General features: G+C 59.2%; 15 protein-coding genes. 7 read left to right on the top strand and 8 right to left on the bottom strand.

Going from position 1 to position 15,572, the window contains the following annotated elements:
• The first annotated feature begins 29 nt into the window (after positions 1-29).
• Both CKW38_RS24035 and CKW38_RS24030 read left to right on the top strand, forming a co-directional pair.
• Positions 30-1,769: an FAD-dependent oxidoreductase gene (locus CKW38_RS24035; protein ID WP_095114052.1), complete on the top strand. Its 1,740-nt coding sequence runs from the start codon at positions 30-32 to the stop codon at positions 1,767-1,769.
• Complete coding sequence (locus CKW38_RS24030) at positions 1,753-2,586, top strand: aldo/keto reductase (RefSeq protein ID WP_095114051.1); 834 nt, start codon at positions 1,753-1,755, stop codon at positions 2,584-2,586. Before CKW38_RS24035 ends, CKW38_RS24030 begins: the two co-directional genes overlap by 17 nt.
• An 18-nt stretch (positions 2,587-2,604) precedes the next feature.
• Here the strand turns inward: CKW38_RS24030 and CKW38_RS24025 are convergent, their stop codons facing one another.
• Together CKW38_RS24025 and CKW38_RS24020 are read right to left on the bottom strand one after the other, a co-directional pair.
• Positions 2,605-4,005: a hypothetical protein gene (locus tag CKW38_RS24025; protein ID WP_141232683.1), complete on the bottom strand. Its 1,401-nt coding sequence runs from the start codon at positions 4,003-4,005 to the stop codon at positions 2,605-2,607.
• Positions 4,006-4,024: 19 nt separating this feature from the next.
• The gene (locus CKW38_RS24020) at positions 4,025-4,855 is read right to left on the bottom strand and encodes a hypothetical protein (RefSeq protein WP_141232682.1); all 831 of its coding nucleotides are present in this window, start codon (positions 4,853-4,855) and stop codon (positions 4,025-4,027) included.
• Positions 4,856-4,963: 108 nt separating this feature from the next.
• On the opposite strand from CKW38_RS24020, the gene CKW38_RS24015 reads away from it, so the two are divergent.
• Positions 4,964-5,854, top strand: coding sequence for a neutral zinc metallopeptidase (locus CKW38_RS24015; protein ID WP_095114048.1), 891 nt, complete (start codon positions 4,964-4,966; stop codon positions 5,852-5,854).
• On the top strand, positions 5,855-6,805 hold the full coding sequence (locus CKW38_RS24010) for an alpha/beta hydrolase family protein (protein ID WP_042704932.1): 951 nt from the start codon (positions 5,855-5,857) through the stop codon (positions 6,803-6,805).
• A 114-nt stretch (positions 6,806-6,919) separates the two neighbouring features.
• Here CKW38_RS24010 and CKW38_RS24005 read toward each other — a convergent pair whose 3' ends face one another.
• The 3 genes from CKW38_RS24005 to CKW38_RS23995 form a co-directional block, all read right to left on the bottom strand.
• On the bottom strand, positions 6,920-7,513 hold the full coding sequence (locus CKW38_RS24005) for an HAD family hydrolase (RefSeq protein WP_007909708.1): 594 nt from the start codon (positions 7,511-7,513) through the stop codon (positions 6,920-6,922).
• Positions 7,510-8,379, bottom strand: a complete 870-nt coding sequence (gene tesB, locus CKW38_RS24000) for an acyl-CoA thioesterase II (RefSeq protein WP_003228466.1) — start codon at positions 8,377-8,379, stop codon at positions 7,510-7,512. Before tesB ends, CKW38_RS24005 begins: the two co-directional genes overlap by 4 nt.
• Positions 8,380-8,488: 109 nt before the next feature.
• The gene (locus tag CKW38_RS23995; RefSeq protein ID WP_038361818.1) at positions 8,489-9,058 is read right to left on the bottom strand and encodes a GNAT family N-acetyltransferase; all 570 of its coding nucleotides are present in this window, start codon (positions 9,056-9,058) and stop codon (positions 8,489-8,491) included.
• A gap of 81 nt (positions 9,059-9,139) precedes the next feature.
• On the opposite strand from CKW38_RS23995, the gene CKW38_RS23990 reads away from it, so the two are divergent.
• Both CKW38_RS23990 and CKW38_RS23985 read left to right on the top strand, forming a co-directional pair.
• Positions 9,140-10,060 (top strand): histone deacetylase, encoded by a 921-nt coding sequence (locus tag CKW38_RS23990; protein ID WP_095114047.1) that lies wholly within the window; start codon positions 9,140-9,142, stop codon positions 10,058-10,060.
• A 280-nt stretch (positions 10,061-10,340) separates the two neighbouring features.
• The gene (locus tag CKW38_RS23985) at positions 10,341-11,588 is read left to right on the top strand and encodes a TIGR03862 family flavoprotein (protein WP_095114046.1); all 1,248 of its coding nucleotides are present in this window, start codon (positions 10,341-10,343) and stop codon (positions 11,586-11,588) included.
• A 299-nt stretch (positions 11,589-11,887) separates the two neighbouring features.
• Here CKW38_RS23985 and CKW38_RS23980 read toward each other — a convergent pair whose 3' ends face one another.
• Both CKW38_RS23980 and yedA read right to left on the bottom strand, forming a co-directional pair.
• On the bottom strand, positions 11,888-13,225 hold the full coding sequence (locus tag CKW38_RS23980; RefSeq protein ID WP_007909704.1) for a DEAD/DEAH box helicase: 1,338 nt from the start codon (positions 13,223-13,225) through the stop codon (positions 11,888-11,890).
• A gap of 52 nt (positions 13,226-13,277) precedes the next feature.
• On the bottom strand, positions 13,278-14,213 hold the full coding sequence (gene yedA, locus CKW38_RS23975) for a drug/metabolite exporter YedA (protein WP_095114045.1): 936 nt from the start codon (positions 14,211-14,213) through the stop codon (positions 13,278-13,280).
• A gap of 162 nt (positions 14,214-14,375) precedes the next feature.
• Between yedA and CKW38_RS23970 the strand changes: the two genes are divergently transcribed.
• Complete coding sequence (locus CKW38_RS23970; RefSeq protein ID WP_095114044.1) at positions 14,376-14,831, top strand: Lrp/AsnC family transcriptional regulator; 456 nt, start codon at positions 14,376-14,378, stop codon at positions 14,829-14,831.
• A 130-nt stretch (positions 14,832-14,961) separates the two neighbouring features.
• Here CKW38_RS23970 and CKW38_RS23965 read toward each other — a convergent pair whose 3' ends face one another.
• On the bottom strand, positions 14,962-15,567 hold the full coding sequence (locus CKW38_RS23965) for a PolC-type DNA polymerase III (protein WP_007909701.1): 606 nt from the start codon (positions 15,565-15,567) through the stop codon (positions 14,962-14,964).
• Positions 15,568-15,572 lie beyond the last annotated feature (5 nt).

Below are 15,572 nucleotides of genomic sequence, written 5' to 3'. Positions count from 1 at the left end.
AAAACAATTCATCGCTGGAGTGTTGTTTGATGTCTGCCGAACTCCCGGAAATCGACTGTGACGTATTGGTCGTCGGATCCGGCGCTGCCGGGTTGTCGGCCGCCGTGACGGCCGCGTGGCATGGCTTGAAAGTCATCGTTGTCGAGAAAGATCCGGTATTCGGTGGCGCCACCGCCTGGTCCGGTGGCTGGGCGTGGGTGCCGTGCAATCCTCTGGCGCGTCGGGCCGGGATCGTCGAAGACATCGAACAACCGCGCACCTATTTGCGCCATGAACTGGGCGAGCACTTCGACCCAGCGATGATCGACGCTTTCCTTGAAGCGGGACCGCGCATGGTCGCGTTTTTCGAGCAGCACACCGCGCTGCAATTTGCCGATGGCAACACCATCGCCGACATTCATGGCGACACGCCGGGTGCTGGCACTGGCGGCCGCTCGGTCATCGCAGCACCTTACGATGGGCGCAAAGTCGGACACTTGCTCAAGCGCCTTCGTACAACGATGCGCGAAACGTCCTTCATGGGCATGCCGATCATGGCCGGGGCGGATCTGTCGGCGTTTCTCAATCTGACGCGCTCAATGAAAGCCGCATGGCATGTAACCCAACGTTTCACTCGGCACGTGTTCGACCTCGCAGTGCATGGCCGGGCGATGCAACTGGTCAACGGCGTGGCACTGGTGGCAAGACTGGCGAAATCCGCCGAAGACCTTGGCGTGTTGCTGTGGGAATCGGCGCCGGTAAGTGAATTACTGCGCGACGAAAATCGTGTTTCGGGCGTCTTGATCAACAGCCGTAAAGGCCCGATCCGCATTCATGCCCGCAAGGCCGTGGTGCTTGCCGCCGGTGGTTTTGCCAATGACATCGAGCGGCGCAAAGCCTTGTTCCCGCGCACACCGACCGGCCACGAACATTGGGCGCTGCCGCCACTGGCCGTCAACGGCGATGGCTTGCGCCTGGGCGAAAGCGTCGGTGCACGGGTCAATACCGACGTGGCTTCGCCCGTGGCGTGGGCGCCGGTATCGCAAGTGCCACATTCCGACGGCAGCACCGGCCACTTCCCACACATCATCGAGCGCGGCAAACCCGGGATAATTGGCGTGCTGCGCAACGGCCAGCGTTTCGTCAACGAAGCCAACGGTTACTACGACTACGTCAGCGCGATGGTCGCCGCCGCGCCTGAAGGTGAAGAAGTCGCCTCATGGCTGATCTGCACCCACGCTTTTCAACGCCGTTATGGATTGGGCATATCGCGGCCATTTCCGCTGCCAGTGTCAGCATTTATCCGCAGCGGCTATCTGAAAACCGGTAACACCGTTGAAGAATTGGCCACTGCTTGCGGCATTGACCCGAGCGCTTTGCGCCAGACCCTCGACGACTACAACCGCCATGCCCACCACGGCGAAGACCCGTTGTTCGGGCGTGGCACAACCCCCTACAACCGCAAACAGGGTGATCCGGCGAACCTTCCCAACCCCTGCGTTGCCCCAATAGATACCGGCCCGTACTACGCAGTGAAAGTCCAGCCGGGCTGCTTTGGCACCTTCGCCGGGCTCAAGGTCAACCCCCACGCGCAAGTGCTGGACTCTCAGGACCAGCCCATCACCGGCCTCTACGCAGCGGGCGGCGACATGGCCAGCATCATGGGTGGCCACTACCCGGCGGGCGGGATCAACCTCGGCCCGGCACTGACTTTCGGCTACATCGCCGCCCGGCACATTGCCGGCATGACTGCTTTCGAACAGGAGATCGACCATGCAGCACATCGTTAACGCCCAAGGTTTGAACATGCCGAAACTCGGTCTCGGCACCTGGCCGATGCTCGGCGACGAATGCACCCGCGCCGTCGAGCAAGCGCTGGAATTGGGTTATCGACACATCGACACCGCGGCGGCCTACAACAACGAAGACGCGGTCGGACAAGCACTGGCGAATACGCCGACACCGCGCGAACAGATTCATGTCACCACCAAGGTCTGGTGGGATCAGCTGCAACCCGACGCGATGCGCCATTCCATGGACCGCAGCCTTAGCGCTTTGCGCAGCGACTACGTCGATCTGTTCATGATCCACTGGCCAGCCACCGACTGGGATCTGCCGCGTACCCTCGAGACGCTGGCATCGTTCAAGGAGCAGGGCCTGGCGCGCAACATCGGCGTGGCGAATTTTCCGCTGCCCCTGCTACGCAAAGTCATCGAGGAATATGGGATTGATCTGTCAGCGATTCAGGTCGAGTACCACGTCCTGCTCGGACAAAACGCCCTGCTCGACTACGCCCGTCAACACGACATGGCACTGACGGCCTACACCCCACTGGCACGCAACAAGGTCTCGGACATCCCGCAGATTCAACAGATCGCCAAAAAGCACGGCGTATTGCCGACGCAGGTCGCACTGAAATGGTTGCTCGATCAGCCCAACGTTGCGGCCATTCCCAAGGCCAGCAGCCAGACCAATCAACTGGCCAACCTGGCGTCACTGAAGGTCGAACTGGACGATGAGGACCGTGCTTTGATTGCCGCGCTGTCCAAGCGCGAACGTCAGGTCAGCCCGGACTTCGCGCCAGTGTGGGACTCATTTGATCGCTAACCGTCAATGCAGGGCGCGTCATCGCCACCAGTAAAGGGATGAACTGGCAAACGCGTATATGGCTGCGCCCGATGCAATGCCGTTCAATGTCAGCGTCACATTTGCGAGATATTCATCGTAAAGGGGTTCCATATCGAGTCGATAGTCGGTTCGAGCCTGATGGGTCCACCCTCTGGCCACGTAGGTGGCCAGTGCCATTTTCCTGGGATGTCGATATCCGTTCTTGTAACCCACAGATACAGCAACTCGCGCAAAATTCGAAAAAGTCGACGGGCACCCTTGATATGTGAATGCTGCACCGTGATGAGTGGCTACAAGGCCATTGAACTTATAAGGCACCCTGCTTACGTGCAGGATCGGGATATTGATAAAGTCAGCGTCTCCTGGCAGCAAGATGCCTTTCAATCGCGCTGAATCAGAAGGTCGCCTCTCATGCACCACCATGGCCAGTCCATTTTGATTCGGATCATTGGCGCGACGTCCTCTACTGATCTCGCGAGTCCGATAAATCGACACGTAGTCAAACTCCATTTCGGAATGGGACGCGGGCCACAAATACAACTGTCCACGTCGATTGAGCTCTCGGACAAATCGCCAATGCAACGGTCTGAGCTTGACCCCGCCCCAATCTGACCCGATACCCGGCACAATCCACGGCCGATCCAGCGCCGGAATGTGCCAGGTAATGGTCGAACCTCCACCACGATGGAAAATCACAGTGTCTATTGCCATGCCCCAGTGATCCCAATCCCAGTGAGAAAGCACCACAGGTGCTGTGCTCTCACTACCGCTGGATAAATTCGGCTTGAACCGAGGCAAGCCAGCTCGATCTTGAAACGTCGTTGGCCACCCCAAATCAAAAAATAGATGGGTGTCAGACCCACTCTGAATCGCGTTCAAGTTTCCTTGCCCGACATCGACGACATTGACCCGGATGGATTGGCTACCGGCATTGCGAAAGGCTTTATCGATGTTTACTCCCTCGAACAGTGGCGCAGTCGGAAGTTGCGTCAACGCATCAAGCGATTCATTCACTGGAGGGTCAGCTGGGGTAATGCTGATCACTCGATAAACATTTTTCAGCTGCACATTGTCGTCAGACAAAAGAAATCGAACGGCCACCCCATCGTTGGTTGATGCCCGCAGGATGATTTTCCACCAGGACTGAGAGTTGAACTGCTGGACGGTCACCTGCAAGGTTCGCCAAGCCTCGACTCGGTTTATCGCAAACAACGCGACCGGGTAACGTATGTCATCGCTCAGGCTATCTTGCCCAAGCGCACCCGCCTCTGCTTTTCGCTCGAACGATTCGTGAAAGGCATCAAAAACAATTTCACCGCCCTCGAAATTGCCCAAGGGGTCGATGGTAGACAAGTTCATCAGGCCATAAAAAACCAGTGTTTCTTCAACCGCATCCATTCGTGTCATACCCTTTCGATCATCCCTGTTTAATGGCATCGGACGTAAAACCCTCGATTAGAAGCCGCTTGACCAGATCGGCGAATACCTGGTGGGGAGCTAAAGCAAATAACAGCATTTCGATTTTACAGTGTTGATCCCTTTCCAATTGGAGGTAGTCGCCGATCTGCGCCACCAACCGTACATACTCTCGATAGGCTGATCTCACCGGGATGTGAAACTGAGGTCGTATTTCCTTACCCACATGCGCGCTGAGCAAGATGCTCGAATCCAACGCCCCAGAGCGCAGGTTCGACAAGAGGAACAGGCTTTCCAGATTAATCAGTGACAAACGGGCTCCTCGACCGACGGGCATTGGAAAAAACGCCTCGGTATCACCGTTCATGTAATTGATTGCATTGATGGAGAATGCGACCCGGGAATCGTAGATCGGCGCCCAGTCATACAGACATGAGACAACCTTTGACCATGAGCTCACACCGGTCAGTGAGATGTCATCCATCTTCTCCGGCCCCTTATCAAGGCTACAGCGGGCTTTAATCACCCATTCAGACAGCTTTACGCTGGGGGTAATCCCGCCCCACTCACCCACCAGAAAACGTGCGGCATCCAATCCTTCTTTGCTCTTCGGATCTGCCAGCATTGGACGCAAACACGCCTTCATTTTCAGGGTCTTTTCATAGGCACTGCCGATCTCCGAAAAGTCCTGTTGAGTAAGGTCGCTAATTTTTTGGCAATTGATCGGCCACTGATAATACTCATCCACATTACCGATGCTTGGGCTCAAGTAGTCACCCAACGTCCGCGCCATCTTTCTTATCGATGTTGCTTGCCCTTTTTTTATCGACATTCCTTGTATGCTCACTGTCTGAATTCAAAACCTTGCCGGACGATCGGACTGGCGCCAGCATCACACACCAGCAACACTCATCACCACGATCAGACAGAGGATTCCCACATGTTATGGAAAAAAGGCCGACGCAGTGACAACGTCGTCGACGCCCGTGGCGATGACATGGGCGGTGGTGGCGGTGGCATGCGCTTCGGTGGCGGCAAGGGCCTGAGCCTCGGTGCGATCCTGCTGATCGTCGGCATCGGCTGGATCACCGGGCAGGATCCGCTGCAGATCCTCGGTCAGCTCGCCGGGCAATCGGGGCAACAAGCCGCGCCGACTTCGCAAACCCGTCAGGCGCCGCCGGCCAATGATGAACAGGCCGAATTCGTCCGCTCGATCCTCGGCGATACCGAAGACACCTGGGGCGCGGTTTTCCAGCAGGCTGGCCGGCAATATAAGGACCCGACCCTGGTGCTGTTCAGCAACCGGGTCAATTCCGCCTGCGGTCTGGCGACCTCGGCCACTGGCCCGTTCTATTGCCCGGCGGACCAGAAGGTTTATCTGGACATGGCGTTCTTCCAGGAGATGTCGCAACGCTTCAAGGCTGCCGGCGATTTCGCTCAGGCCTACGTCATCGCGCATGAAGTCGGACACCATGTGCAAACGCTTCTCGGTGTCTCGGCGAAAATTCAGACAGCCCGCCAGCAAGGTCGGCAAATGGAAGGCGACGGCGGTTTGCTGGTGCGTCAGGAATTGCAGGCCGATTGCCTCGCCGGCGTCTGGGCCTACAGCGCACAGAAGCGCTTGAACTGGCTGGAACCGGGCGACATCGAAGAAGCCTTGAATGCGGCCAACGCCATCGGTGATGATCGCTTGCAACAACAAGGTCAGGGCCGTGTGGTGCCGGACTCGTTTACCCACGGTACGTCGGCGCAAAGGGTGCGCTGGTTCAAAACCGGATTCGCACAGGGCCAGGTCGGCCAGTGCGACACCTTCGCGGCGAAAAACCTGTAAATGCATAAATGGCTTTTAGCGTTACTGATGGTTGGCAGCACCGCGCACGCCGCAGGTGTCGATGCGATCAGCCCCGGTCGTTTGCAACTCAAGGCCGGGGAAATGGCGGTAGGCATTGGTCCTGCGCCGGAGAAGATCGAGCGTGTGCTGATCGTCATTCATGGCCGGTTGCGCAACGCCGAGACCTATCGCAAAAGCGCCGAGAGCGCGGCCGAGCTGGCGGGACAAAGCCCCCACACGCTGGTGATTGCGCCGCAGTTCCTCAATGAAAGCGATGTCGCGCTGTACTCGCTCCCCACCACGCTGCTGCGCTGGCAAGGCAACGAGTGGATGGGCGGCGGGTTATCCACAGGACCGAATCCGTTGAGTTCCTATGCGGCGCTCGATGAGATCGTCGCGCGGATCAGCGACCGCAAACAGTTTCCGGACGTGAAGCAGATCGTGATTTTCGGTCATTCCGGTGGCGGTCAAGTGGTGCAGCGTTATGCCCTGCTCGCCAAGGATCAGCCAGCGCTGAAGGCCAACGGCATTCGCTTGCGTTATGTGGTGGCCAATCCGTCGTCCTATGCGTATTTCAATGAGCAACGGCCGGTGGCGTTCGATCACGCCAAGTGCGCGGGTTTCAATCGCTGGAAGTACGGTCTGTCAGACATGCCGGTGTACGCCGGTGGGCAAACGCCGTTGCAGCTTGAGAGCGGTTACGTCAAACGCGAGGTGATTTATCTGCTTGGGCAGCAGGACACCGATCCTAACCATCCGGCGTTGGACAAGCGTTGTGAAGCCGAAGCGCAAGGGGCGTATCGCCTGGAGCGTGGCAAGTTTTACTTCGGCTATTTGCTGCGTCGCCATCCGGAAGGGGTGAATCAGCGGTTGGTTGAAGTGCCCGGGGTTGGGCATAACGGAGATGGAATGCTGACCTCGCCGGAGGGGCAGAAGGCGTTGTTCGAATAAGTTTTGTGCTGATTGATCTGACGCCATCGCGAGCAGGCTCACTCCTACAGGGGAACGCATTCAATTGTAGGAGTGAGCCTGCTCGCGATGAGGCCCGCTAAAGCAGCCAAGATTTCAGGCCAGCAGCATCCGCCGCAACTCGACACAATCCTTCGCATGCCAATCGGTCAGCTCCGGCCACGGGTTTTCCGGCAGATTCACCAGCACTGTCCGCGCGCCCGCCGCGCGGCCGCAATCCAGATCAAAGCGGTAATCACCGACCATCACCAGCTCACTCGCCGGCACGTCCCAAGCGTCTGCCAGTTTCAGCAAACCACCCGGATGCGGCTTCGGCGGTGCTTCATCACGGCCCAACACATCGTCCACCGCAAAACAGTCAGCCAAACCAATGGCTTCCAGCGTCACATGTGCCAATTCCCGCGCATTGCGGGTCAGAATGCCGAGGCGATAACCGCGTGCGTGCAGATCACGCACCAGCTCTACCGCCCCGTTGGCCGGGGTCGAACCCAGCGCCAGATCGCGCTCGTGCTCCAACAACCAGGCATGTTTCGCTGCTGCCTCATCCGCCGGCAATGCCGCAAGATGAGTGAGGATGTCGTCCTGCGGCGGAATCGCCAGCGCCACGCGAATCGCTGCAAAATCATGCACGGCGACGGTCAGCGTACCGTCCATGTCGAACACCCAGTGCTTCACATCCTTCAGGCTCATGCCCAATCCTTGCGATGGCGGATCAAGCCTTCCTGCGTCACCGAAGCCACCAATTGCCCGGCGCGGTTGTACACGCTGCCACGGGAGAAACCACGGGAATTGCCGGCCCACGGGCTGTCCATCGCATAGAGCAACCAGTCATCGGCGCGCAGATCGTTGTGGAACCACAGCGCGTGATCGAGGCTGGCGACCTGCATGTCTTTCTGCCAGACCGACTTGCCGTGGGGCAGCATCGACGTGGTCAGCAAGCCGAAGTCCGAGGCGTAGGCCAACAGGTATTTGTGCAGGGCCGGAATGTCGGCCAACGCACCGTCAGCACGGAACCACACGTACTTCACCGGATCCGCTGGCTGCGGGTTGTACGGATCCTTTTCAGTGACCGGGCGCACTTCGATCGGTTTCGGGCACAGCAGTTTTTCACGCATGTGTTCCGGGATCAGGTGCGCGCGTTGCTGGGTCAATTCCAGCTCCGACGGCAGGTTTTCCGGGCCGACCACCACCGGCATCTGGCTCTGGTGCTCAAAGCCTGCTTCGTCATACTGAAACGAAGCGCTGCAGGTGAAGATCGGATGGCCCTTCTGGATCGCCGTGACCCGACGAGTGCTGAAGCTGCCGCCATCGCGCACGCGATCAACCGAGTAGACCACCGGCAACTTGGCATCGCCCGGACGCAGGAAATAACCGTGCATCGAATGCACATGGCGCGCCTCTTCAACGGTCTGACTGGCCGCCGACAGCGACTGGCCGAGCACCTGGCCACCGAACAACTGACGGAAACCCAGATCCTGGCTGCGGCCACGGAACAGGTTTTCTTCGATCGGTTCCAGGGTCAGCAGGTCAACCAGATCTTCCAACACTTGGCTCATTCAGACTCTCCTCACACAAAGCTATGCCGCGCAGTCTTGGCTGCGGCGGCCGATTCAGATTCTGGCGCGGGCCAATGATATGGCGGCCATTGTAAACGTCCGTGTCGGCTTATCCATGCAAGGTTTGCAGCCATTGTTCGCGGGTGATGCGGTAGAGCACATGCCGGCGCAACGGATGATCGACGGCAAGCTTGGGGTGATCAAAATCATCGTCCGGGGCGTGATGCATGCCGATCGCCTGCATGACTTTCTCCGACGGCAGATTGGATTGCGCGGTGAAGGAGACGATTTCTTTCAAGGCCAAGCGATCAAAGCCGCAGCGTAGAGCGGTCCATGCCGCTTCGCTGGCATAACCCAGGCCCCAATGTTCCTTGGCCAGGCGCCAGCCGATTTCCACTGCTGGGGTGAACGGCGCGTCGAAACCGACCACGCCAAGTCCGGTGAAACCGATGAATTCGCCGCTGTCCTTGCGCTCCAGCGCCCACAACCCGAAACCGTGCTCGGCAAAATGCCCGCGCACACGGCCGATCATTGAAGCGCTTTCCAGTCGGCTCAACGGGGCCGGAAAATAACGCATCACTTGAGGATCGGCGCACATCGCGGCAAATGCCGGCAAATCCTCGTCCTGCCACTGACGCATCAGCAAGCGCGCGCTTTCAAGTTCCAGTATCGGCTCCATCGTGCCCTCCGTTTCCATGCCGCAAGTCTACATCGCTGGTAGGATCCTTCACTCTTTCCTACGTTCCTACATGAAACCGCCATGCCACTGCCGCTGATCTACCACGAAGACTACAGCCCCGAGTTTCCGGCGGATCACCGCTTCCCGATGGACAAGTTTCGTTTGCTGCGCGATCACCTGGTCGACTGCGGTCTGACCCGCGATGCCGACCTGCTGCGCCCGGAGATTTGTCCCAACGACATCCTCGCCCTCGCCCATGACCGTGCGTATATCGAACGCTACATGAGCGGCGAGTTGTCCCGCGAAGACCAGCGGCGCCTCGGCCTGCCTTGGAACGAAGCGTTGGCACGGCGTACGGTGCGGGCCGTCGGCGGTTCGATACTGGCGGCGGAAAAAGCCCTTGAGCATGGCCTCGCCTGCCACTTGGCCGGCGGCACCCATCATGCGCATTACGATTACCCGGCGGGCTTCTGCATTTTCAATGACCTGGCGATCATCAGCCATTACCTGCTGCAAAGCGGTCGCGTGAATCGCGTGCTGATCTTCGATTGCGATGTGCATCAGGGCGATGGCACCGCGCGAATCCTGCATGACACGCCGGAGGCGATTACCGTTTCCCTGCACTGCGAGAAGAATTTTCCTGCACGTAAAGCGGAAAGTGACTGGGACATCCCGCTGCCCAAAGGCATGGGCGATGCCGATTATTTGAAGGTGGTCGATGACACGCTCAGCTATTTGCTGCCGCTGTATCAACCGGATCTGGTGCTATACGACGCCGGCGTCGATGTGCACAAGGACGATGCCCTCGGTTATCTGCAACTGACCGACGCAGGCGTCGCCGCCCGTGATGAAAGCGTGATGCGCCATTGCCTGGGCCGCGATATTCCGGTGATGGGCGTGATTGGCGGCGGCTACAGCAAGGATCGCCACGCCCTCGCCCGTCGCCACGGCATCCTGCATCACAGCGCGCAACGGGTCTGGCAGTCACACGGTTGTCATTGAGTTGTGCTGCGTTACCCACAATCGCTGTGGAACGGCCTGTGGATAACCTGAGTGAAAGGGACTACAGGCCATATCCGACAGGGCCTACAGAGCACTGATCACTTTTCAACCAACAACTCAAGGCCACCTCAAATCCCTGTAGGAGTGAGCCTGCTCGCGATGCGTCAGCACCTTCAACATTAATTTGGCTGACACACCGCTATCGCGAGCAGGCTCACTCCTACAAAAGATCTGCGCTGTTAGAATGCGCGCCTTATCCCGCCATACCGCAGCGCACGCCATGACCCAGACTTCCGCCTCCTCCCCCGCTCACGTCGCCATCATCGGCGGTGGCCCTGCCGGCCTGATGGCCGCCGAAGTGCTGAGCCAGGCCGGAATCCGCGTCGATCTCTACGACGGCATGCCCTCGGTGGGCCGCAAGTTCCTGCTGGCCGGTGTCGGCGGCATGAACATCACCCATTCCGAAGCCTACCCGGCGTTCCTCTCGCGCTATGCCGAACGCGCACCGCAAATCGCGCCGTTGTTGCGCGGTTTCGACGCTGATGCGTTGTGCCAATGGATTCATGATCTTGGCATCGAGACCTTTGTCGGCAGCTCCGGCCGCGTATTCCCCACCGACATGAAAGCCGCGCCGCTGCTGCGCGCCTGGCTCAAACGCTTACGCGACAGCGGCGTAGTTATCCACACCCGCCATCGCTGGCTCGGCTGGGATGAACACGGCGCGCTGCGCATCGACAGCCCGGAAGGTGAAATCACCGTCAAACCCGACGCCACCCTGCTCGCCCTCGGCGGCGGCAGTTGGTCGCGCCTCGGTTCCGACGGTGCCTGGATGCTGCCGCTGGAGCAACGCGGTGTAGGACTTGCGCCGTTGCAGCCAAGTAATTGTGGCTTCGAGGTGCAGGCTTGGAGCGAGTTGATGGTCAGCAAATTCGCCGGCGCACCGCTGAAAAATATCGCCATTGGTTTGAACGATGATGTACCGCGCTTGGGCGAATGTGTAATCACCGCTACAGGGATCGAGGGCAGTCTGATTTATGCGCTGTCGGCGCCGATTCGTGAGGCGATCAATCAGTACGGCGCAGCGACCGTTCACATCGATCTGCTGCCCGGCCGGCCTGTGGATAAATTGCAGGCAGCGTTGAGCAAGCCTCGCGGTTCGCGTTCGATGGCCAAGCATTTGCACAGTCAGGTCGGGATTGATGGGGTGAAAGCGGCATTGCTGCGTGAGCTGACCGATGCTGCGACTTTCGCCGATCCGGCGCTATTGGCCCGGGCGATCAAGGCGTTGCCGCTGACCTTGGTGAAAACCCGTCCGCTGGACGAAGCGATCAGCAGCGCTGGTGGCGTGACGTTCGAGGCGATGGATGAGCGTTTGATGCTCAAGGCGTTGCCGGGGGTGTTCTGCGCGGGGGAGATGCTGGATTGGGAAGCACCGACGGGCGGGTATTTGCTGACGGGGTGTTTTGCCAGCGGGCGGGCGGCAGGGTTGGGGATTGTGCAGTGGTTCAAGTCCGAGGCGTCTGCCTGAACCCTCACCCCAGCCCTCTCCCAGAGGGAGAGGGGGCCGACCGAGGTGTCTCACGTCATCCATCGACCTGAAAGACCGAGTCGATTATCGATTTGGTCAACCGACCGAGGTGTCTGGCGCCATACATCGACCTGAAACACCGAGTCGATTATGGATTTGGTCAGACGACCTAGGTGTCAGGCGAAAGCTTTGTCGATTATGGATTCACAGCCATAGGATCAAGTCGGCGTACTTCGCGAGCATCCCCCAATCAGTCCCCTCTCCCTTGGGGAGAGGGTTAGGGTGAGGGGCTTTTGACCTTAAGGCTTACGCTTGCGCGGTCCAGTGTTAAACACCGGCACCTTGCGCACAGGCTTGACCGAAGGCTCCGGCGCCTGCGTCTCGCCGCTATCGACCCACTTACCCAGATTGCGCTTGCCACCACCACCCGAAGCTTTCGGCTTCTTCGGTTTTTTCGGCTTCTTGATCACCTGACCGCTGGCATCAGTGTCAGGCACGCGGTGCTCAGGTTCGAAATCCGGCTCGTTCTGACGCTTCAAGGTCTGCCGTGTCAGCATTTCAATCGCCGACAACATGTTCACTTCATCCGCACACACCAGCGAAATCGCCTCACCGGTTGCGCCAGCACGGCCGGTACGGCCAATACGGTGAATGTAATCCTCAGCCACGATCGGCAGATCGAAGTTGATCACCAACGGCAGATCTTCGATATCCAGCCCCCGCGCCGCTACATCAGTCGCAACCAGAATCTGCACTTCACTGAGCTTGAAACGATCCAGCGCTCGCTGACGGGTTGCCTGCGGTTTATCACCATGGATACCGTCAGCATTCACACCAAGGCCCTGAAGTTTTTCCACCAGCGCATCCACACCGTTGCGGGTCTTGGCGAACACCAGCACCTGCTTCCACTTGTTCTTGCGCATCAAGTGCACGAACAGCTCAGCCTTGCGCTTCTTGTCCACCGTCACGATCCACTGCTTGACCGTGTTGGCAGCCACGTTGCGCGGGCTGACCTCGACGGTCAGCGGATCGTCGAGCATCTGCCCGGCCAGCAGGCGGATGTCATCGGAGAAGGTCGCGGAGAACAGCAGCGTCTGACGTTTCTTCGGCAGTGCGCGGTAGATGTTCGACAGTTCTTCGGAGAAGCCCAGATCGAGCATGCGATCGGCTTCGTCGAGCACCAGGGTTTGCAGCTGATTGAATTTCAGCGCCTTCTGGCGGAACAGGTCGAGCAGACGGCCCGGCGTCGCCACCAGCAGATCGACGCCGCCGCGCAGCTTCATCATTTGCGGGTTGATGCTGACGCCGCCGTACACCGCGTACGTGCGCAACGGCAGGTTTTCGGCGTACTGGCGCACGGCTTCGTGGACTTGTTCGGCCAGCTCGCGAGTCGGTACCAGAATCAGCGCGCGCACCGAATTGGCGGCGACTTTCGGCCCTTCCATGGCCAGCAACTGCAGCAGCGGCAAGGCGAAACCGGCGGTTTTGCCGGTGCCGGTCTGCGCCGCTGCCATCAGGTCACGACCGGCCAGCACGGCCGGAATGGCTTGCGCCTGAACCGGCGTCGGGGTCTGGTAGCCGAGCTTCTCGAGGGAGCGCAGCAAGGGTTCGATCAGGCCAAGGGTGGCGAAAGTCATGGAAGTACCGTAGGAAAAAATGACGCAGGCATGCAATGCCGCGCAGTTTACCCTAATTCGTACGCGTTTCTGTGGGAACGGCTGTCGGCGCCACGACTGGCGGCTGTGCTGGCCGGCGCCACTGTGGCAAGCCAATCAACACTACGGCGCTGATGATCACCAGCATCGCCAGCGCTTCTTCGATGCCGATGGTCTCGCCAACGAACACGATCCCCAGCAACACCGCCACCGCCGGGTTGACGTAGGCATAACTGGTCGCCGCCGCCGGACGCACGTGCTTGAGCAGGTACATATAAGAGTTGAAGGCGATGATCGAGCCGAAGAAGATCAGGTACGCCAGCGCCAGCCAGCCTTCAATCGGCGGCACAGCTTGCAGGTGTTCACCACTGACGGCGCTACCAATCAGCAGCACCACACCGCCAACGAGCATTTCCACCGCACTGGCCATCGCCCCCTGCGGCAATGGCAGATGCTTGCTCCATACCGAACCGAACGCCCAGGTCGCCGCTGCGAAAATCAGCAACGCCGCGCCCAGCGGACTCGATTGCAGGTTGGAACCCATGTTGAGCATGGCGATACCGATAATCCCCAACGCCACCCCGGCCCACTCCAGACGGGTATTGCGCGCGCCCCAGAAATATCCACAGAGCAAGGTGAACAATGGCACCGTTGCCACCGCCAACGCCGCCACGCCGGAGGCCACACCGGTGTGCTCAGCCACACTCACCGCGCCATTACCAAAACTCAACAGCAAAATCCCGATGATCCCCGCCGCTTTCCACTGCGCCCAGGTCGGCGCCGGTGCCCCGCGCCAGCGCAGAAAGGCATACATCAACGTACCCGCGATCACAAAGCGCACACCGCCGAGCATCAGCGGTGGCCAGTACTCGACGCCGATGCGGATCACCAGATAGGTCGATCCCCAAATCACATACAACGCAAAAAACGCGGCGATCAGCGGCAAAGAAAAACGGCGCAAGGCAGGCATGGGCAGCTCGAAAGTCTGGGCAGGGGATGGATTATTCTAGAAAGGCCCACGACTAAAAATAAGTTACAAAACCTGTTTATAGCGCCGGTACACTTTGGAAAGAACGGAGATCGACGGCTTAAGCCGTGATTTCGAAAGTCTGGCATTTTCAGGAGTCCGGCCTTGGATAAATACGACCGCATGCTGCTCAGCGCCCTGTTGGAAAACGGCCGTGCGTCCTACGCCGATCTGGCGCGCAAAGTTAACCTCTCCGCCCCGGCAGTTGCCGAGCGCGTGGCCAAGCTTGAGGCATCGGGGGTGATCACCGGCTATGAGGCGAGAATTGACCTGTCGAAAATCGGCCTGCCGATCCAGTGCATGATCGAATTGCGCCTGCACCAGAACGGCAGTCAGAAGGTTTACGACGAACTGGTGAAAATCCCGCAACTGACCGAATGCTTTCGAGTGACAGGTGATCCGTGCGTGATGATGAAGGCTGCGGTGGGATCGATGACGGAGCTGGAGGAGTTGATCAATCGCGTGGCGAAGTTTGGTTTCAGCAAGACCTCGATTGTGCTGTCGAGCGCCATCGAAAAGCGCGTGCCACTCAGCCAGATCGAAGGCAACGGCAAATCCTGAGGATGATGATTCCTCCCTGTAGGAGTGAGCCTGCTCGCGATAGCGGCGCGTCAGTCGAAACAAATGTTGACTGACACACCGTCATCGCGAGCAGGCTCACTCCTACAGGGGGTCTGTGTTGGGCTTGGGATCAGCGATAGCGCTGCAGGTGCTCGCTGACTTTGGCGGCGGGGACTTTCTGCAACTTGCACAGCAGGTCATGCGATAGCTCGCTGACGCCGTGCTTGTGCCGCAACTCATCAGCCAGATGCGCCATCAGATTGGCCGCCATCTCGGCATCGGCCATGGCCCGGTGAGCCTGGCCTGTGTGCGGCAAACGCGCAAACGTGGTGAGCGTACCGAGCTTGTGGTTCGGCGCCGCCGGCATCAGACGCCGGGCCAGCAGCAACGAACAGGCAAAGTTCTGCAACCGCGTGCGCTTGATCCGCCCCAGTTCAAAGTCCCAGAACTTCTGGTCGAAGGATGCGTTGTGCGCTACCAGCGGCGTGCAGCCGACAAACTCATTGACCTCTTCCATCACCCGCTCCGCCGGCGGCGCGGTGCGCAGCATGGCGTTGCTGATGCCGGTCAGTTGCTCGATAAACGCCGGAACGCGTACGCCGGCGTTCATCAGGCTCTGGTAACGCTCGACGATGCGGCCGTTTTCCAGCATGACCACGGCGATTTCCGTGGCGCGGCAGCTGCTGTTCGGCGACAGGCCGGTGGTTTCAAAGTCGATGACTGCAATGCGTTCCAAACCGG

This window comes from Pseudomonas sp. Irchel 3H7, from assembly GCF_900187605.1.
In the GTDB taxonomy this organism is placed as follows: domain Bacteria; phylum Pseudomonadota; class Gammaproteobacteria; order Pseudomonadales; family Pseudomonadaceae; genus Aquipseudomonas.
Note: the sequence above shows the minus strand (reverse complement) of the source record. Positions and strands in the feature narration are given on the sequence as shown.